Annotated in this window: 21 protein-coding genes and 1 pseudogene; 21 read left to right on the plus strand and 1 reads right to left on the minus strand. The window is 39.0% G+C overall.

What is annotated here, in order from left to right; all coding sequences use genetic code 11:
- Positions 1–3 precede the first annotated feature (3 nt).
- From rnfB to wecB, 19 genes and pseudogenes are all read left to right on the plus strand, one after another.
- Positions 4–819 carry an RnfABCDGE type electron transport complex subunit B gene (gene rnfB / locus EV203_RS00240; protein ID WP_132038806.1) on the plus strand — a complete coding sequence of 272 codons (816 nt, stop codon included), beginning with the start codon at positions 4–6 and terminating at the stop codon, positions 817–819.
- A gap of 120 nt (positions 820–939) precedes the next feature.
- The gene (locus EV203_RS00245; RefSeq protein WP_243700536.1) at positions 940–1320 is read left to right on the plus strand and encodes a NusG domain II-containing protein; all 381 of its coding nucleotides are present in this window, start codon (positions 940–942) and stop codon (positions 1318–1320) included.
- A gap of 92 nt (positions 1321–1412) precedes the next feature.
- Positions 1413–1538: a hypothetical protein gene (locus EV203_RS14005; RefSeq protein WP_279432239.1), complete on the plus strand. Its 126-nt coding sequence runs from the start codon at positions 1413–1415 to the stop codon at positions 1536–1538.
- Positions 1539–1666: 128 nt separating this feature from the next.
- Positions 1667–2017 carry a response regulator gene (locus EV203_RS00250; protein ID WP_043884225.1) on the plus strand — a complete coding sequence of 117 codons (351 nt, stop codon included), beginning with the start codon at positions 1667–1669 and terminating at the stop codon, positions 2015–2017.
- Positions 2018–2051: 34 nt separating this feature from the next.
- Positions 2052–2903 (plus strand): class II fructose-1,6-bisphosphate aldolase, encoded by an 852-nt coding sequence (locus EV203_RS00255; RefSeq protein ID WP_011024643.1) that lies wholly within the window; start codon positions 2052–2054, stop codon positions 2901–2903.
- Positions 2904–3137: 234 nt separating this feature from the next.
- A complete protein-coding gene (gene rho / locus EV203_RS00260; protein ID WP_132038808.1) occupies positions 3138–4604 on the plus strand; it encodes a transcription termination factor Rho in 1467 nt (488 codons plus the stop codon).
- A gap of 65 nt (positions 4605–4669) precedes the next feature.
- Positions 4670–4879, plus strand: coding sequence for a 50S ribosomal protein L31 (gene rpmE / locus EV203_RS00265; protein WP_011024645.1), 210 nt, complete (start codon positions 4670–4672; stop codon positions 4877–4879).
- A 70-nt stretch (positions 4880–4949) separates the two neighbouring features.
- Positions 4950–5531, plus strand: coding sequence for a thymidine kinase (locus EV203_RS00270; RefSeq protein WP_011024646.1), 582 nt, complete (start codon positions 4950–4952; stop codon positions 5529–5531).
- A gap of 16 nt (positions 5532–5547) precedes the next feature.
- On the plus strand, positions 5548–6474 hold the full coding sequence (locus tag EV203_RS00275; protein WP_132038809.1) for a DUF1385 domain-containing protein: 927 nt from the start codon (positions 5548–5550) through the stop codon (positions 6472–6474).
- Positions 6461–7300, plus strand: coding sequence for a peptide chain release factor N(5)-glutamine methyltransferase (prmC, locus tag EV203_RS00280; RefSeq protein ID WP_132038810.1), 840 nt, complete (start codon positions 6461–6463; stop codon positions 7298–7300). The genes EV203_RS00275 and prmC overlap by 14 nt, the downstream gene beginning before the upstream one ends.
- A gap of 48 nt (positions 7301–7348) precedes the next feature.
- Positions 7349–8419, plus strand: a complete 1071-nt coding sequence (prfA, locus tag EV203_RS00285; protein ID WP_011024649.1) for a peptide chain release factor 1 — start codon at positions 7349–7351, stop codon at positions 8417–8419.
- A 227-nt stretch (positions 8420–8646) separates the two neighbouring features.
- A complete protein-coding gene (locus EV203_RS00290; protein ID WP_132038811.1) occupies positions 8647–9366 on the plus strand; it encodes a ZIP family metal transporter in 720 nt (239 codons plus the stop codon).
- 27 nt (positions 9367–9393) lie between these two features.
- The gene (locus EV203_RS00295) at positions 9394–10458 is read left to right on the plus strand and encodes an L-threonylcarbamoyladenylate synthase (protein WP_132038812.1); all 1065 of its coding nucleotides are present in this window, start codon (positions 9394–9396) and stop codon (positions 10456–10458) included.
- A pseudogene (locus tag EV203_RS13610) lies at positions 10455–10865 on the plus strand (low molecular weight protein arginine phosphatase); the annotation flags it as partial. The gene EV203_RS00295 and the pseudogene EV203_RS13610, both read left to right, overlap by 4 nt.
- Before the next feature lie 51 nt (positions 10866–10916).
- Positions 10917–11363 carry a ribose 5-phosphate isomerase B gene (gene rpiB / locus EV203_RS13615; protein ID WP_031314240.1) on the plus strand — a complete coding sequence of 149 codons (447 nt, stop codon included), beginning with the start codon at positions 10917–10919 and terminating at the stop codon, positions 11361–11363.
- Positions 11364–11385: 22 nt separating this feature from the next.
- A complete protein-coding gene (upp, locus tag EV203_RS00305; protein WP_011024653.1) occupies positions 11386–12018 on the plus strand; it encodes a uracil phosphoribosyltransferase in 633 nt (210 codons plus the stop codon).
- Positions 12019–12031: 13 nt separating this feature from the next.
- The gene (locus tag EV203_RS00310) at positions 12032–12475 is read left to right on the plus strand and encodes a deoxycytidylate deaminase (RefSeq protein WP_031314238.1); all 444 of its coding nucleotides are present in this window, start codon (positions 12032–12034) and stop codon (positions 12473–12475) included.
- Between the two features lie 52 nt (positions 12476–12527).
- Complete coding sequence (locus EV203_RS00315) at positions 12528–13568, plus strand: MraY family glycosyltransferase (protein WP_043884188.1); 1041 nt, start codon at positions 12528–12530, stop codon at positions 13566–13568.
- A gap of 23 nt (positions 13569–13591) precedes the next feature.
- Positions 13592–14749, plus strand: a complete 1158-nt coding sequence (gene wecB, locus EV203_RS00320; protein ID WP_132038814.1) for a non-hydrolyzing UDP-N-acetylglucosamine 2-epimerase — start codon at positions 13592–13594, stop codon at positions 14747–14749.
- Between the two features lie 18 nt (positions 14750–14767).
- Here the strand turns inward: wecB and EV203_RS00325 are convergent, their stop codons facing one another.
- The gene (locus EV203_RS00325; protein ID WP_243700537.1) at positions 14768–15052 is read right to left on the minus strand and encodes a hypothetical protein; all 285 of its coding nucleotides are present in this window, start codon (positions 15050–15052) and stop codon (positions 14768–14770) included.
- A gap of 341 nt (positions 15053–15393) precedes the next feature.
- On the opposite strand from EV203_RS00325, the gene EV203_RS00330 reads away from it, so the two are divergent.
- Entirely contained in the window at positions 15394–16134 is a 741-nt protein-coding gene (locus EV203_RS00330; RefSeq protein WP_011024659.1) for a YwmB family TATA-box binding protein, read from the plus strand.
- 6 nt (positions 16135–16140) lie between these two features.
- The gene (gene murA, locus EV203_RS00335) at positions 16141–17391 is read left to right on the plus strand and encodes a UDP-N-acetylglucosamine 1-carboxyvinyltransferase (protein ID WP_031313994.1); all 1251 of its coding nucleotides are present in this window, start codon (positions 16141–16143) and stop codon (positions 17389–17391) included.
- Positions 17392–17417 lie beyond the last annotated feature (26 nt).

A 17417-nucleotide genomic window follows, 5' to 3' on the forward strand; every position in this document is an offset into this window, starting at 1 on the left:
AACATGAGTGGAATATTGTATCCAATAGTAGTATTAGGCGGTTTAGGATTTTTATTTGGGTCAAGTCTTTCTTTAGCATCTAAAATTTTTGCTGTGGAGATAAATCCAAAAGTAAAAAAGATAAGAGAAGTTTTACCAGGTGCAAACTGTGGGGCTTGTGGATATCCCGGTTGTGATGCCTATGCTAATGCAATTGTAAAGGGTGAAGCTCCAGTAAATGCTTGTAGTGTTGGGGGAAATTCTGTAGCAAAAAAAATTGCGGAGATAATGGGAGTCGACGCAGTGGAAGTGGAAAGAAAAGTAGCAACTGTATTATGCCAAGGGGATCGTAATAAAGCAAAAAATAAATATCTCTATTATGGTATAAGAGATTGTAGGGCTCAAAATATATTAGCTGGAGGAAGCAAATCTTGCTCATATGGCTGTTTAGGTTGTGGTACATGTGTGGATGTTTGTAATTATGGTGCAATTCAAGTTATTAATGGAGTTGCTGTTATAGATAAAGAAAAATGTGTGGCTTGCAAAGCTTGTATAGAAGTTTGTCCTAAAGGAATAATTGAGCTTGTACCCTATGACCAAGAAGTGATAATAAAATGTAAGAGTAATGATCCGGGTAAGGTAGTTAGAAGCAATTGTAGCGTTGGATGTATTGGATGTCAAATGTGTGTTAAAAGTTGCCCTGAAAATGCAATTACTTTTGAAAATTATCTAGCAAAGATTGACTATGAAAAATGTACCAATTGCGGAATTTGTGTCAAAAAATGTCCTACAGGTGCCATATTTTCAAGTTTAGAATTGATTGGTGAGAATGTACAATAATTTAGAGCCTTTAATTAGGCTCTTTTTTATTCTTTTATAATTATTTTGTAAATAAAAGATATAAATGGTAAACTAAGCATGACGTTTGTAGAAATAAACTTGTTTCAAGGAGTGAAAAAAGTGACAAAAGGTGACAAATTTTTAATAATTACTATTGTGATTATCAGTGTTATATCACTAATATTTATAAATAAATCAGTTTCTAGTTACGAAGAAAAGTATATAAGTATACAAGTAGATGGGAAAGAGGTAAAGAGAATAAAATTTGATAGTAGTTTAGTGGGAAAAACAATACCAATAAAGACAGAATATGGTTATAATTTACTTGAAATTGGAGAGGATAAAGTGAGAGTAATTGAGGCGGATTGTCCTGATCAATTGTGTGTTAAACAAGGCTATATTTCACGAGTTGGAGAGGCTATTGTATGTTTGCCCAATAGATTAGTTGTTGAAATAAAAGGAGGGGAGAAGGAAATAGAAATAGATGGTATCAGTTACTAGAATGGAACGAATAAAAATATTGCATCTATTCCTCATAGTGTAAAATTATCGTTGGATTTTTTGAGTGAAAAAAATAAGAGACAGCCCTTGTGATGAGGCTTGTCAAGAATTTTGTGTCTGAGAGAAGTAGCGTAACTGGAAAAGTTGTTGAATATCATAAATGGAGCTTTTATGATGAGAGGATGAGGTTTTTGCAATTTTTTATAGAAATTTGTTGATTTTTATGATATTATAAAGTCAAAGCAAAAAATTTTTAAATTGAGAGAGGAATATTAATTTTTGTGTAGAATATTATTTACTGTATGTGTGTGTTTTGTAAAAGGTAAGTGCTTAAAAGGTGACAGGAATGAGCAAGATTTTAGTGGTAGACGATAATAAAGGAATTTGCAACTTAATAGAGGAGATTTTTCGAATAGATGGGCATGAAGTGAGAAGTTATACTGACATATCTCACTTTATGGAGGAGATTGAAGATTTTGTCCCTGATGTGGGCATTTTTGACCTCAGCATGGCAAAGGATATGGTAAAAATTATAAATAAAGTAAAAAGAATTCATCCTAATATGAAGGGAATAGTCATGTCTGCTGACGAACCTGCTGAGCCTTTGAAAAATCTTCCTTTTATTGCTAAGCCTTTTGACATACTTGAGCTAAAAAAATTAGTTTATGAAAATCTAAAACAGGAAATGGCGGTATAAATACAAATTTTATAGACTGAAGGAGTTGTTGAAGATGTTAGTTACAGGGATTGAAATACTTGAGAAGGCTCACAAAGAAGGGTATGCGGTCGGAGCTTTTAACACCAGCAACCTGGAAATTACACAGGCTATTGTAGAGGCTGCAGAAGAGACCAGGTCTCCTGTGATAATTCAGGTGAGTGAAGGGGGCCTTAAGTACGCTGGCATTGAGGCGATTTCAGCTATTGTAAGGACACTGGCTGAAAAAGCTACAGTTCCCATTGCTCTTCACTTGGATCACGGTACAGATTTTAACACCATAATGAAGTGCTTAAGGAATGGTTGGACTTCTGTTATGATTGACGCTTCTAAATTTCCTTTAGAGGAAAACATACAAAGGACCAGGAAAATTGTTGAGATTGCCCACAGCATGGGAGTTTCAGTCGAGGCAGAAATAGGTAAAATTGGCGGAACGGAAGACCACATTACAGTTGATGAAAGGGAAGCTTCAATGACTGACCCTGAAGAAGCTCTGCGCTTTGCCAAGGAGACAGGAGTTGATTATTTGGCAATAGCAATTGGCACGGCCCATGGGCCATACAAAGGAGAGCCTAAACTTGATTTTGAGAGGTTAAAGAGAATAAAAGAGCTTTTAAACATGCCTTTAGTTTTGCATGGAGCTTCAGGGGTACCTGAGGAAGCGATAAAAAAAGCTGTAAGTCTTGGGATTAACAAGATAAACATAGATACGGATGTAAGACAGGCTTTTACAGCGAGGTTAAGAAGGCTCCTTGAAGAAGATAAAGAAGTCTATGACCCGAGAAAGATTTTAGGCCCCTGCAAAGAAGCGATGAAAGAGGTCATAAAGCAGAAAATGATTTTATTTGGCTCATCTTTAAAGGCGTAAAGCGGGTTTTACCCGCTTTAAATTTTATGTATAAATTTTTGCAAAATGGCAAAAATATCAATGAACTTGTTAAAAAAGGCACTTGACATGTTGATAAAATAACAATAAAATAGAAGAAGATTATACGTATTCATTTCTCAGCTTTTGTTTTTCTTCGTGCGGTTTGTCCGTTCTCATTTATCCCCAGTTTAGAATGGAAATTTTTTAAAAATCTATATTTTGGGAGGTGCGCTTTTGGAGTTTGATATTAATAATCTGGAAAATTTAGGTTTAATGGAATTGAGGGAAATTGCGAAAGAGCTGGGCATCAAGAGTATTACGAAATACAGAAAGCAGCAGTTGAGAGAAAAAATTATTGAAAAAGTAAAAGAAAAAGAGGAAGAAAAGCTTAAGCAAGAAGAAAAAATTCCAGAGGAGAATAAAGAGAATAAAGAAGAAAATAAAGAAGAGGGCGAAGAGGAAAAGGTTCAATCTGTGGCTCTTAGCAATAACGGCCTCCAATCTCAGCAGGCTTTCTTAAAAGAGAACTTACCTATGGTGAAGGACCTTTCTGACCCTTTGAAAGAGCTTATACAGACGCAGGGAGACGTAGTAGCAGAAGGGATTTTGGATATTCTGCCTGATGGGTTTGGATTTTTAAGAGTAGAAAATTTTACACAGGGGCCAAAGGACATATATATTTCTCAGTCTCAGATAAGAAGATTTGGACTTAAAGTGGGAGACAAGGTCAGAGGAATCACTCGAATTCCGAGAGAAGGAGAAAAGTATTCTGCTATTTTGTACGTTGAGGCTATAAATGATGAAGACCCAGAAAAGGCCAAAAAGAGAATTCCTTTTGATGAACTTACCCCTATTTTCCCTAATCAAAAGTTAAGGCTTGAGACATCCCCTCGTGAGTTTTCTATGAGGCTGGTGGACCTAATAGCGCCTATAGGCAAAGGTCAGAGGGGAATGATTGTCGCTCCTCCTAAAGCCGGTAAGACGACTTTGTTAAAGCAGATCGCCAATAGCATTTCTCAAAACCATCCCGAAGTAGTTTTAATAGTCCTTTTGATCGATGAGAGGCCTGAAGAAGTAACTGATATGAAGAGGTCTATAAAAGGGGAAGTAGTGTATTCTACTTTTGACGAACTGCCAGAGCACCACATCAAAGTTGCAGAGATGGTCTTAGAGCATGCCAAAAGATTGGTAGAATACAAAAGAGATGTGGTTATTTTATTGGACAGCATTACAAGATTAGCAAGGGCATACAATTTGGTGACACCACCTTCAGGAAGGACTCTATCAGGTGGAATTGACCCTGCTGCTTTGCATCCGCCGAAGAGATTTTTTGGGGCAGCAAGGAACATTGAAGAAGGCGGAAGCCTCACGATTTTGGCGACTGCCTTAGTTGAGACGGGAAGCCGTATGGATGAAGTGATATTTGAAGAGTTTAAAGGGACGGGCAATATGGAGCTGCACTTAGATAGAAAGCTTCAGGAAAGAAGGATATTCCCTGCCATTGACATATATAAATCCGGTACGAGGAAAGAAGAGCTGCTGCTCACGCAGGAGGAGATGGAAGCCATGTGGATTTTGAGAAAAGCCATGTCAAATCTTCCTCCTCAAGAAGTTACAGAAATGATAATTGAGAAATTGATAAGGACGAAGTCAAATGCTGAGTTTGTAAATATGATAAGGTCCCAATTTTATAAATCTTGATATTGTCCACAACTTGTGTTATAATTTCACCGTATGAGTTTGGGCTTGAGTGAGGTGAGATAGCGATGAAACCAGGTATACATCCCACCTATTATCACGATGCTGTTGTGAAATGTGCTTGTGGAAATACCTTTATAACCGGTTCTACAAAGAAAGAAATTAGAGTAGAGATATGTTCAAAATGCCATCCTTTCTTCACAGGTCAACAGAAGATTGTAGATACAGGTGGAAGAGTCGAGAGATTCAGAAAGAGATTTAATTTAGAGGAAAAATAATTTGGGGGTTAGAGTGTAAAAGACTCTAACCTTTTGTTTTTAATTTGACATTAAAAGAAAGGTGGTTTTTATGATATACGGTTCACTGGACCACGGTTTTATAGAGGTTATAGTAGGTCCTATGTTCAGTGGAAAAAGCGAAGAGCTGATAAGAAGAATTAGGAGAGCCCAGATAGCAAAGCAAAAAGTACAGGTCTTTAAGCCTGCCATTGATGACAGGTATTCTATTGACAAAGTGGTATCTCATAACGGAAGCAGTATAAATGCCATCTCTGTCACAAAGGCATCAGAGATATTGGACCTTTTAGAAGAAGATACACAGGTGGTGGCAATAGATGAGATTCAATTTTTTGACCATTCTCTTGTTGATGTGGTAAGAGAAATAGCTGATATGGGGAAAAGGGTTATATGTGCGGGACTGGATATGGATTTTAGGGGAGAGCCTTTTGGAGTTACTCCAGATATAATGGCGATTGCTGAGTCTGTAGATAAATTAACTGCTATTTGTGTTAAATGTGGCAATCCTGCAACGAGAACACAAAGACTTATAAATGGTAAACCTGCTAAATATGATGATCCAATTATTTTAGTAGGAGCCCATGAGACTTACGAAGCAAGGTGCAGAAAGTGCCACGAAGTTCCGCGTACATAAAGATGGGGGTGCAGTGATGAAGAAAACTGATATAGGCGGGCAGGCAGTAATTGAAGGAGTTATGATGAGGGGACATAAAAGCTATGCTATAGCTTTGAGAAGAGGGGAAGAAATAATAATAAAAAAAGAGTATGCTGTCCCTCTCACCAGAAAAAACAAATTTTTTTCTCTTCCCTTTATAAGGGGTACTTTTGCCTTAATTGATTCGCTTGTCATAGGGATAAAAAGCCTTACTTATTCGGCAGAGGTTTTTGAAGAGGAAGAGAGTATAGAACCAACAAGATTTGATGTTTTTTTACAAAGAATTTTTGGCGAAAAACTAGAAGACATATTAATGTATTTTTCTGTAATAATTTCTTTGATTTTATCCATTGTGATATTTTTCATAGGACCGACATATGTCGCAGATTACGCAAGACTTTTTACAAAAAATACTATAGTAATAAATTTTGTCGAAGGCGCCTTAAGGATCTTAATTTTTATACTTTATCTTCTTCTCATTGCTCAAATGAAGGACATAAAGAGGATATTTGAATACCACGGAGCAGAACATAAAGCTATACACTGTTTGGAACATGAAGAGGAATTGACAGTTGAAAATGCCAGGAAATACACTACTTTGCATCCCAGATGCGGCACAAATTTTCTCTTTATAGTTATGATTATATCAATAATAGTCTTTTCTTTTTTAAAATGGCCTTCTCTTTATGTGAGGATATTGAGTAGAATTTTTTTATTGCCAGTAGTTGCAGGCATTTCGTATGAAGTGATAAAATTAGCTGGCAGGAGTAACAACAAAATACTAGCTTTGTTTGTGTATCCGGGATTGCTTTTGCAGAAGATCACCACTAAAGAGCCAGATGATAAGCAACTGGAGGTAGCAATTGCCTCTTTAAAAAGCGTGCTTCAGGATGAAGGGGGGCGGGAGTTTGAAAGTATATGAGGCAATAGCTCTGGGGGCTAAAGAGCTTGAAAGCGTCTGTCCAAATCCTCGACTTGAATCTGAGCTTTTGCTTTCTCATTCTCTTAGGATTGACAGAGTTAAACTTGCAATTAAAAGAGATGAGGTTTTGAAAGAAGAGGAATTGGAGAGGTTTTTAAAGTATATAGAAAAAAGAAAATCCCGCATACCCTATCAGTATATTGTAAAAAAACAGCATTTCATGGGATTTGAGTTTTATGTGGATGAAAGGGTATTGATTCCAAGACCTGAAACAGAAATTCTTGTGGAAGAAGCGTTAAAGAGGATGAAAAGTGGAGATTTGATACTTGATATAGGTACAGGAAGTGGCGCCATAGCTATAAGCATAGCCAAACTTTTTCCTGATTGTAAGGTGTACGCTGTAGATGTGAGCGAAGAAGCTTTAGAGGTTGCCAAGTATAATGCAGAAAAACTTGGCGTGGCTGAAAAAATTATATTTATAAAAAGCGATGTTTTTTCCAATATACCTCAAGATGTAAAATTTGATTTAATTGTCTCCAACCCCCCTTATATAAAAAAAGCAGAACTTGAGAATTTACAAGAAGAAGTTAAAAAAGAGCCTATTTTAGCACTTGACGGAGGAGAAGATGGGCTTTTTTTCTACAAAAGAATCATACCGGATTGTAAATTTTATTTGAAAAAGGGAGGAAGGGGTTTGTTTGAAATAGGCTACGGCCAAAGAGAAGAGGTGGAAAAAATCTTTTTGGAGAATGGTTTTGATGAAATTGAAGTGATAAAAGATTTAGCTCATATAGATAGAGTTATAATCGGTAGATATAACTTGTAGTTTTCACTTTTTTTATCATGTGATATAATGTTTTTCTGAGGTGAGATAATGATTGAAAAGTTGCAGGCAATAGAGGATAGGTATGTAGAATTAAGTCAAAAGATAAGCGACCCTAATGTCATTTCCAATGTAGAAGAATGGAGAAAATACGTAAAAGAACACGCAGCTATTGAAGACATCGTTTTAAAGTATAGGGAGTATAAAAAGGTTTTGGAAGAAATAAAAGCGACAGAAGAGCTTTTGTCCTCTCAGGATGAGGAACTTAAAGAGATGGCGGAAGAAGAGCTCTCTCAACTGGAAGAAAAAAAAGAAAAACTGATGGAAGAGATAAAGATTTTGCTGCTCCCAAAAGACCCTAATGATGAGAAAAACGTCATAATGGAGATAAGAGCCGGAGCAGGAGGAGAGGAAGCTGCCCTTTTTGCCTATGACCTTTTCAGGATGTACACGATGTATGCGGAGAAAAAAGGCTGGAAAGTTGAGATAATGAGCGCCAACAAGACAGATATTGGAGGTTTTAAGGAAGTAATTTTTAGCATTTCTGGAAAAGGAGCCTATAGCAGGCTTAAATATGAAAGCGGCGTTCACAGGGTTCAGAGGATTCCTACTACTGAGGCAGGAGGAAGAATTCATACTTCTACTGCCACAGTAGCAGTTCTGCCAGAAGCCGAAGAGGTGGATGTTGAGATAAATCCAAATGATATAAAAATAGATGTTTTCAGGTCAAGTGGGCATGGCGGGCAGAGCGTGAATACTACGGATTCAGCAGTAAGAGTTACCCACATTCCTACAGGGATTGTGGTAACCTGTCAAGATGAAAGGTCTCAGATTCAAAATAGGGAGAGAGCTTTAAAGATTTTAAGGGCAAAGCTTTATGAGATGGCTCTAAAGGAACAGCAGAGGGAAATAGCCGAAGCTAGAAAGTCTCAGGTTGGCACAGGGGAGAGAAGTGAGAGGATAAGGACTTACAATTTTCCTCAGGGAAGAGTTACAGACCACAGGATAGGACTTACTCTTTACAAGCTCCAAGAGGTTTTGGATGGGGAGCTGGACGAAATCATAGATGCGTTGATTTTAAATGACCAGGCGGAAAAACTTAAGAATATGACTCTTAACTGATTTTCTCTGTTACCACTTGACTAAATTGCTTTTATAAAGTATAATTTATTAAAAATGCTTCATCACAATAAATCAAAAAATTAGCCCCCCAGCTGTCCTCTATAGAGGACACTTTAATCGCTCGATGGTCCTCCTACCGTCGAGCGAGTTTTTTATTTTGCATAACTTTATGAGAAGTTTAATAAAGTAAAATTGAGATTGTTTGATAAATTCAAGGGGATGTTTTTATGTCAAATTTTGAGATATTGATGATAGGGGCTTTTGCAGGAGTAGCGGGGACAGGGCTGGGAGGGGTTTTTGCTTATTTTTTTAAAAATCCAAGCCCCAAATTTTTTAGTGGAATAATGGGGATTACAGCGGGACTCATGCTTTCTGTAGTGATGTTTGACCTGTTGCCCCATTCTTTTGAGATATCGGGGATGCCTGTAGGTGTCATTGGAGTCATTATCGGTGCTTTTCTTATTTCTCTTTTTGATTCCCATATAGAAAAGACAAAATTTAATAAAGGATTTATTAGAGAAGGCTTGCTTCTAGGGATTGCAATAGCTTTGCACAATTTTCCGGAAGGGCTTGCCGTAGGGTCTGGATTTATGGTATCTTCTTCTTTGGGCATTGATATTGCTTTGGTGATTGCGCTACACGATTTCCCAGAAGGGGTAGCGGTGGCGGTGCCCCTTTCTGCAGGAGGGGTTTCCCCCTGCAAAGTTTTGTTGTATACCTTTCTGACGGGGTTGCCGACTGCCCTTGGCACTTTTATAGGTATTTTGAGCGGTGGCATATCCAATACTTTTATTGGACTTAATCTTGCTCTGGCAGGAGGAGCGATGCTTTATGTGACCTGCGGTGAGATAATACCGGAGGCCAGGGATATTTACAGGGGGAAAATTTCTATTTTGGGGATGATATTGGGGGTCATAGGTGGTATAATAATAACAAGATATTTGTAAATCCTTATTTTGCGAGGAGTGCCTTTGATGACAAAGGTAATAAAAATTGACAAAGATAATCCCGAAATTGAGCTTATAGATTACGCTGCAGAGGTTATAAAAAAAGGAGGGCTTGTGGCTTTTCCCACAGAGACAGTCTACGGGATAGGTGCAAATTCTTTTGACGAGGAAGCTGTAAAAAGGATTTTTATTGCAAAGGGAAGGCCCCAGGACAATCCTTTGATTTTACACATAGCTTTGATGGATCAGGTTTATGAACTGGCGGCGGAGTTTCCTGAAAAGGCCAAAAAGCTCGCTCATAGATTCTGGCCAGGTCCTCTTACTATCGTTTTAAAAAAATCTGATAAAGTACCGTATGTAAACACTGCTGGCATGAATACTGTTGCCATAAGAATGCCTTCAAATCCAATAGCTCATCTTCTCATAAAGAGGGCAGGAGTCCCCATATCTGCTCCCAGCGCCAATGTGTCTGGAAAGCCTAGTCCTACAGATGCTTCTCATGTCATTGAGGACCTTTACGGCAAAGTGGACGTCATAATAGATGGAGGAAAGTGTGACGTGGGGTTGGAATCGACTGTGGTAGACCTTACTGAGGAAGTACCGGTTATTTTAAGGCCTGGGGCAGTTACTTTAGAGATGTTAAAAGAGGTATTGGGGGAAGTAAAATTAGACCCTTCTCTTTTGACAAGGCCGGATGAGAATATAAAGCCTAAATCTCCCGGAATGAAGTACAAGCATTATTCTCCCAAGGCTGAAGTTTACATTGTAAAAGGACCTCTTGATAAAGTTGTAAAAAAGATTCAGCAATTGGCAAAAAACCAATTGAAAAATGGCAAAAAAGTTGGTATAATGGCGACAGTGCAAACTTCGACACAATATAAAGAGGGAGAGATAATTGTCGTCGGTGATAGAGACAAACCAGAGACCATTGCGAAAAATTTGTTTGAGACTTTACGAGAGTTCGACAGAAGAGGAGTAGAAGTGGTATTTGCTGAAAGCTTCAGTTATGATGACATTGGACTTGCCATAATGAACAGGTTGGAAAAAGCTGCGGGGTATAAGGAAATAAAGGCTGAAGGGGAGTTGACATGAGAGTTTTATTTGTGTGTACAGGGAATACCTGTAGAAGCCCTATGGCTGAAGGGATTTTTAATGCTAAGTCAAAAGCTTTGGGCAAGGATTGGGAAGCAAAATCTGCGGGAGTATTTGCTCCTGAAGGATTTCCAGCCTCAAGCGAGGCAGTAGAAGTGTTAAAGAAAGAGTACAGGATAGATATTTCAGACCACAGGGCAAAAAGTTTGAGGGAAGAAGATTTAAAAGGTGCTGATTTAGTCCTTGCCATGGCTTTTTCCCACAAAAGAAGCTTGGTATCTCAATACCCTGAATATGCCGACAAAATTTTCACCATAAAAGAATTTGTTGGACTTGAAGGGGATGTAGAAGACCCTTACGGGATGCCTTTGGAGGTTTACAAAAAGACGGCAGAGGAGCTTTCCGGTTTGATAGATAAGCTCATCGAAAAACTCTCTGAGGAAAGGAAGGTAGATCGAATGATCGCTTTGGGTTCTGACCACGCAGGATATGAACTTAAAGAAGTGATAAAAAAATATTTAGAAGAGAAAGGGATACCCTACAAGGACTTTGGCACTTTTAATGAAGAGTCAGTGGACTATCCCGACTATGCTCTTAAAGTAGCTGAAGCTGTGGCGTCTGGAGAGTGCACAGAAGGAATTTTAGTGTGCGGGACTGGCATAGGCATGTCAATTACGGCAAATAAAGTGCCAGGAATTAGAGCTGCCCACGTAGAGGACGTGTTTTCAGCAAGGGCTGCCAAAGAACATAACAATGCCAATATCCTGTGCATGGGGGGAAGAGTTACAGGACCTGGACTTGCTATCATGATGGTAGAGGAGTGGCTAAATGCCACTTTCCAAGGAGGAAGGCATCAGAAGAGGATTGACAAAATAACAGAAATCGAAAAAAAGTACATGAAATGATAAACAGGAGGGTTTTTATTTTATGTATGAGAATGTCTTTGTTATAGATCATCCTCTTATACAGCATAAAATAAGTCTCATAAGAGATGAAAACACGGGTTCCAAGGAATTTAGAGAGCTGGTTGGAGAAATAGCCATGCTAATGGCCTATGAGGTGACAAGAGACCTGCCTCTGGAAGAGATAGAAGTAAAAACTCCCATTGCTGTTGCGAAAACAAAAGTCATTGCAGGCAAAAAGTTGGGCATCATTCCTATTTTAAGGGCCGGGCTGGTGATGGCAGATGGGATGCTTAAACTAATTCCCACTGCAAAAGTAGGGCATATAGGTATATACAGAGATCCTGAAACTCTGAAACCTGTTGAATATTACTGCAAGCTTCCTTCTGACATTGCAGAAAGAGACCTCATAGTAGTAGATCCAATGCTGGCTACAGGAGGTTCTGCATCGGCTGCAATCCATTTCTTAAAAGAAAGAGGAGCTCAAAGCATAAAGCTTGTGAATTTAATAGCTGCCCCTGAAGGGATAAAGGCTGTTCACAAAGACCATCCAGAGGTGCCTATTTATGTGGCTAGCATAGACCAGGGGCTTAATGAGCACGGCTACATTGTTCCAGGGTTGGGGGATGCTGGAGATAGATTGTTTGGAACTAAGTGAGGAGAGGATAAAAATGAGGCCCTCGTGGGATGAATATTTTATGCAGATTGTGGACGTGGTGAAGACCAGGTCTACTTGCATAAGAAGACAGGTAGGAGCTATTTTAGTGGTGGACAAACACATAATTTCTACCGGCTACAACGGGCCTCCGACCGGATTACCCCATTGTGAGGAGACAGGTTGCCTAAGAGACCAACTGGGCATACCTCCAGGAGAAAGGCCTGAGCTTTGCAGAGGGGTTCATGCAGAACAGAATGCCATAATACAGGCGGCTTTGCATGGAGTGAGTACAAAAGGGGCTACTCTTTATGTGAGCGCAAGCCCCTGCGTCATATGCGCTAAAATGCTTATAAACGCTGGGGTAAAGAGAATTGTGTACGAAGAAGAATATCCAGATGAATTGGCTTTTCAACTTTTAAAGGAAGCAGGTATTGAATTAGTAAAGTTTAAAAGGTAAAATAATTATTGGTAATAGCAAAAGAGGGGTACCCTCCAAAGGAGTGTCAAAAATGAAGATATACTTTTTATCTTTTATACTGGCTTTTGCGATGTCATTTGTAACTACGCCCTTGGTGAAAAAATTAGCTTTTGCAATAGGAGCAATTGACGTTCCTGACGATAAAAGGCGCATACATACAAAGCCGATACCGCGATTAGGGGGACTGGCCATTTTTGCCGGCACTATGGCAAGCTTGTTGCTTCTTTTGCCAAAGTCCCATGAGACTATAGGAATAATATTGGGCTCTTTAGTTATCGTGCTTCTAGGGGTGTTAGATGATAAATACACTTTAAGTGCAAAGGTGAAGCTTGTAGGGCAGATTGCAGCTGCCTTGATACTCATACTGAGCGGAATCAGAATAGATTGGATTTCTAATCCATTTGGCAGCGGAGTGATATATTTAAAGAGCTGGGTGGCAATTTCTCTTACTCTTCTTTGGGTTGTAGGCGTGACAAACACTATAAATTTGATTGATGGGTTGGACGGTTTAGCAGCTGGAATTGCCTTTATTTCCTCTACTTCTCTTTTCATAATTTCACTCTTAAATGGCAGATACGCAACTGCTGTCATATCAATTGCAATTGCAGGAGCAAGCTTAGGATTTTTGCCCTATAATTTTAATCCAGCGAAAATTTTTATGGGAGATACTGGGGCGATGTTTTTAGGATTTTTGCTTTCAGCCATTTCCATACAAGGAGCAATAAAGTCAGCTACTGCAATTGCCATCGTGGTGCCAGTTCTAGTGCTTGGCGTGCCGATATTTGATACTCTTTTTGCGATTATAAGAAGGATTTTAAACAAAAGACCTATCATGGAGGCGGATAGAGGGCATCTGCACCACCGGCTTTTGGACAAAGGGTTAAACCAGAAGCAAGTAGTTTTTATACTTTACGGTGTAAGCTTGGTACTGGGTGTGAGCGCTATACTGATATCTTTTACTAGCGAACTGAAAAGCCTTGTTATTCTTGCTGTATCCCTCCTCTTTATACTCTGGGGAGCAAATAAAATAGAATTGCTAAGAAGCAATAAAAAAGGGACGCAAACCCGCTGATTTTATTAAGGAGTGCAAGACTGATGGGTATAAAAATTATGGCTGTATTTGGGACAAGACCTGAAGCAATTAAAATGGCTCCACTTATTAAGGCTCTGGAGAAAGAAAAAGAGTTTGACACTCTAGTAGCTGTTACAGCCCAGCACCGTGAAATGCTTGACCAGGTGCTGAGGCTTTTTAATATTGTGCCTCAATACGACCTTAACATAATGAGAGAGAGGCAGACTTTATCTGACATTACTACTGCTGCTATAGACGGCCTTGATAGAGTGTTTCTTAAAGAAAAACCGGACCTTGTTTTGGTTCACGGGGATACTACTACTACATTTGCGGCGGCGCTGGTGGCTTTTTATCACAAAATAAAAGTGGGGCACGTGGAAGCAGGTTTGAGGTCTTTTAACAAATGGTTCCCTTATCCTGAGGAGATAAACAGAAAATTGACAGGGGTGCTGGCAGACCTGCATTTTGCTCCTACAAAAAGGGCTAAATTAAATCTTTTAAATGAAGGAGTAGAGGAAGAAAGCATTTTTGTTACAGGAAATACAGTAATTGACGCTATGTCCTATACAGTAAAGAAAGATTACACTTTCAGGGAGGAAAGATTAAATAGGATTGATTATAAAAACAAAAAGGTCATAGTAGTCACAGCCCATAGGAGGGAGAACTGGGGAGCACCTCTAGAGAACATATGCAACGCTATTAAAGATATAGCAAAAAGCTACAAAGAAGAAGTGTACTTTATATACCCTGTTCATATGAATCCAGTGGTGAAAAATACGGCCCATAAAATTTTAGGAGGGCTTGACAATGTGCTTCTTTTAGACCCTCTTGAGACGGATGAGATGCATAACCTTTTAGCCAGATGCTATATGGTTATGACAGATTCAGGAGGGCTTCAGGAGGAAGTGCCATCACTGGGCAAACCAGTTCTGGTTTTGAGGGATGTGACAGAAAGGCCTGAGGCAAAAGAGGCAGGAACTGTGAAGTTGGTTGGGACGGATTATGAAAGGATTTTTAAAGAGGCAAAGCTTCTCATAGAGGACGAAAATGAGTATAAAAAAATGGCCAATGCGGTAAATCCCTATGGCGATGGGAAAGCATCGGTGAGAATAGTTGGAGCGATAAAATACTTTTTTGGGCTATCAAAAGAAAAGCCGGAAGAATACGAAGGAGGGGGATAAAGCCCCCTCCTTAAATTGTTATTTGCTTGCTTCTTGCTTCGTTTGGCTTTTTGCGATTAAGTACCAGATATATCCAATAACTATTGCTCCGATGAAGCCGCCTATTACGTTGTAATCATAGAGCATCCATCCCCATTTGCCGAGATATGCTCCTCCTAACCATGCGCCGACTAGGTGAGCGATTAGTGCTGCCCAGTATGTTCCCCATATTTTGTTCAATTTGTCCCAATACCCTTCTCCAGCTTTTGTATTAAACAATGGATGGAATACAAGACTAGATATGAGTCCTACGATAAGTACCATTAACCAGAACATATGCTACACCTCCTTTTCAGAGGTTTTCCCTTCCACTTTTAATTATATTCAATATAAAATTTAAAACAAATCTGATTTTTGACCTTTTTTGACCAAAAACAGGACTTTTTCTGACTTTATCTGACTTTTTCTCTTTTTATCTAAATATTTCTAATACCTGTCCATTTTTCCTCAAATGGCAATGATAAAATTTTTATAGAAAAATGAATAAAACTTTTTAAGGCTGTCAATAATTAAAAATAGAAGGGCGGTGAAAATGAGCGAGTCCATTCTCCCCCTTGTGGATTCGCGAAGTTTTTACCGCCCATTTTAAATAGGAGGTAAGGTGTATGAAGAAAACCCTTGCAGGGTTAATTTTGTTTGCGAGCTTCTTTGTAGGGTTTAAAGGAGAGATTTTTTTCCATAACAAGAGTGACGCAGATAGGCTTTATGATGTCTTTAAAAAAACTCATGCCAGGTATGAGTACTCAAATATAAACGGTTGGGGTAAAATAGGAGAATGTTTCTGTGCTTTGGAGGATTTAGAAAAATATGCGAAAGATGTAGCAGAGGAAATGAAGGCACTAAAAGGTGCTAAATTGTCTAGGATGGACGAGGGAAATTTAAGGCAGGTTTCATTGGAGTATCTGGATGATAAGAGAAGTGTGACACTGGTTGTTCAGTCTATAAAAAATGGGGATAAAAAGGAGACATATCTTCTTATTGACAATTATTTGATAAAAGGCAATCAGAATATATTGGAAGAAAGAAAAACAGTGGAGAATGCTTTTAGAAAGGTGAAAGTAAAGCCTGTCGTAGCTACTTCAATTGTTGGAAGTTTTGAAGGAAAGTTGAAATTAGAAGAAGCGAGTAGTATAGTCAAAGAAGTCTTTAAAGAATTAAGAGCAAAGAAGGTCGAAGGGCTGGAAGATGTCCAAGTAGTCAGCATCTCGGGGTATACAAGAAGTTTTGGGGAATACATTGAAGTGGGAGATGAAAAAATAAATTTACAGGTAGCTTTAAGGTACAATTCTTATGACGATAGAACTTATATATGGATTGCTAGTCCTTTGATAGCTACAGAATATTAAAAGAGGGTGATGAAGACGAAATTTGTTGTTGAAAAAAGCCCGCCCCTTAAAGGAACGGTTAAGATAAGCGGTGCGAAGAATTCGGTTTTGCCTATAATTGCTGCTTCACTGCTTTCATCTGATGAAGTGATATTAGAAGATATACCCTCTCTGGAAGACGTCAATGTAATGATAGAACTCATAAAGAATTTTGGAGCCCTGTGTGAGTTGGACAATGGGAAATTGAAGATAAGGGTAGATATAAAGGACGTAGAAGCGCCTTATGAACTTGTTAAAAAGATGAGGGCATCCTTTTTGGTGATGGGACCCATACTGGCAAAGCTGGGACATGCCAAAATTTCCATGCCTGGAGGTTGTGCAATAGGGGCTCGACCTATAGACCTACATTTAAAGGGGTTTCAAAGTCTGGGAGCTGATATAACTATCGGACACGGATATGTTGAGGCAAGAGCTAAAAAATTGACAGGCAAAAAGATATACCTTGATTTTCCCAGTGTAGGAGCAACTGAGAATATAATGATGGCTGCAGTTTTTGCCGACGGTGTTACTGTAATTGAAAATGCTGCTGAGGAGCCTGAAATTGTGGATTTGGCGAATTTTTTGAACAAGATGGGGGCCAATATCAAAGGAGCAGGTACTGACACTATACGAATTGAAGGAGTAAAGGAATTGAAAGGAGCAGAACACACTGTCATACCTGATAGAATTGAAGCAGGAACTTTTATGGTGGCAGCGGCCATGACAGGCGGGAATGTGCTCATTGAAAATGTGATAGTGGACCATGTGAGGTCTGTAATTGCAAAATTGACAGAATGCGGAGTTAAGATAACGGAAGAAAAGGGAGGCCTCAGGGTAAAAGGGGTAAAAAATTACAAGGCTGTTGACATAAAGACCCTCCCATATCCGGGATTTCCAACGGACATGCAAGCGCAGATGATGGCCATGATGACCGTGGCAAAGGGTACCAGCGTCATAATAGAGACAGTTTTTGAAAACAGATTTATGCATGTGAGCGAATTAAAGAGAATGGGCGCAAATATAAAAATTGAGGGCAGAAGTGCAATGATTACAGGTGTAGACCATTTGACAGGAGCCGAAGTGAAAGCTACTGATTTGAGGGCAGGAGCAGCTTTGGTGCTGGCAGGGCTTATAGCAGAGGGGAGAACAGAGATTAACGATATCTACCATGTAGACAGAGGATATGTGAAGATGGAAGAGAAGCTAAGAGCTTTGGGTGCAAAAATATACAGAAAATAGATTAAAAATTTTTTAGAAGTACTTAG

It is taken from the genome of Caldanaerobacter subterraneus, assembly GCF_004345675.1.
Taxonomy (GTDB): domain Bacteria; phylum Bacillota; class Thermoanaerobacteria; order Thermoanaerobacterales; family Thermoanaerobacteraceae; genus Thermoanaerobacter; species Thermoanaerobacter subterraneus.

Bases quoted from the DNA above. Each gene is read 5' to 3' on its own strand.
- rpiB (WP_031314240.1), top strand. From the start codon at position 10,917: ATGATCGCTTTGGGTTCTGACCACGCAGGATATGAACTTAAAGAAGTG.
- wecB (WP_132038814.1), top strand. From the start codon at position 13,592: ATGGGTATAAAAATTATGGCTGTATTTGGGACAAGACCTGAAGCAATT.
- EV203_RS00275 (WP_132038809.1), top strand. From the start codon at position 5,548: ATGAAGAAAACTGATATAGGCGGGCAGGCAGTAATTGAAGGAGTTATG.
- rpmE (WP_011024645.1), top strand. From the start codon at position 4,670: ATGAAACCAGGTATACATCCCACCTATTATCACGATGCTGTTGTGAAA.
- EV203_RS14005 (WP_279432239.1), top strand. From the start codon at position 1,413: ATGAGGCTTGTCAAGAATTTTGTGTCTGAGAGAAGTAGCGTAACTGGA.
- EV203_RS00270 (WP_011024646.1), top strand. From the start codon at position 4,950: ATGATATACGGTTCACTGGACCACGGTTTTATAGAGGTTATAGTAGGT.
- EV203_RS00255 (WP_011024643.1), top strand. From the start codon at position 2,052: ATGTTAGTTACAGGGATTGAAATACTTGAGAAGGCTCACAAAGAAGGG.
- rnfB (WP_132038806.1), top strand. From the start codon at position 4: ATGAGTGGAATATTGTATCCAATAGTAGTATTAGGCGGTTTAGGATTT.
- prfA (WP_011024649.1), top strand. From the start codon at position 7,349: ATGATTGAAAAGTTGCAGGCAATAGAGGATAGGTATGTAGAATTAAGT.
- EV203_RS00290 (WP_132038811.1), top strand. From the start codon at position 8,647: ATGTCAAATTTTGAGATATTGATGATAGGGGCTTTTGCAGGAGTAGCG.
- EV203_RS00315 (WP_043884188.1), top strand. From the start codon at position 12,528: ATGAAGATATACTTTTTATCTTTTATACTGGCTTTTGCGATGTCATTT.
- EV203_RS00310 (WP_031314238.1), top strand. From the start codon at position 12,032: ATGAGGCCCTCGTGGGATGAATATTTTATGCAGATTGTGGACGTGGTG.
- EV203_RS00325 (WP_243700537.1), bottom strand. From the start codon at position 15,052: ATGGTACTTATCGTAGGACTCATATCTAGTCTTGTATTCCATCCATTG.
- upp (WP_011024653.1), top strand. From the start codon at position 11,386: ATGTATGAGAATGTCTTTGTTATAGATCATCCTCTTATACAGCATAAA.
- EV203_RS00330 (WP_011024659.1), top strand. From the start codon at position 15,394: ATGAAGAAAACCCTTGCAGGGTTAATTTTGTTTGCGAGCTTCTTTGTA.
- EV203_RS00295 (WP_132038812.1), top strand. From the start codon at position 9,394: ATGACAAAGGTAATAAAAATTGACAAAGATAATCCCGAAATTGAGCTT.
- EV203_RS00250 (WP_043884225.1), top strand. From the start codon at position 1,667: ATGAGCAAGATTTTAGTGGTAGACGATAATAAAGGAATTTGCAACTTA.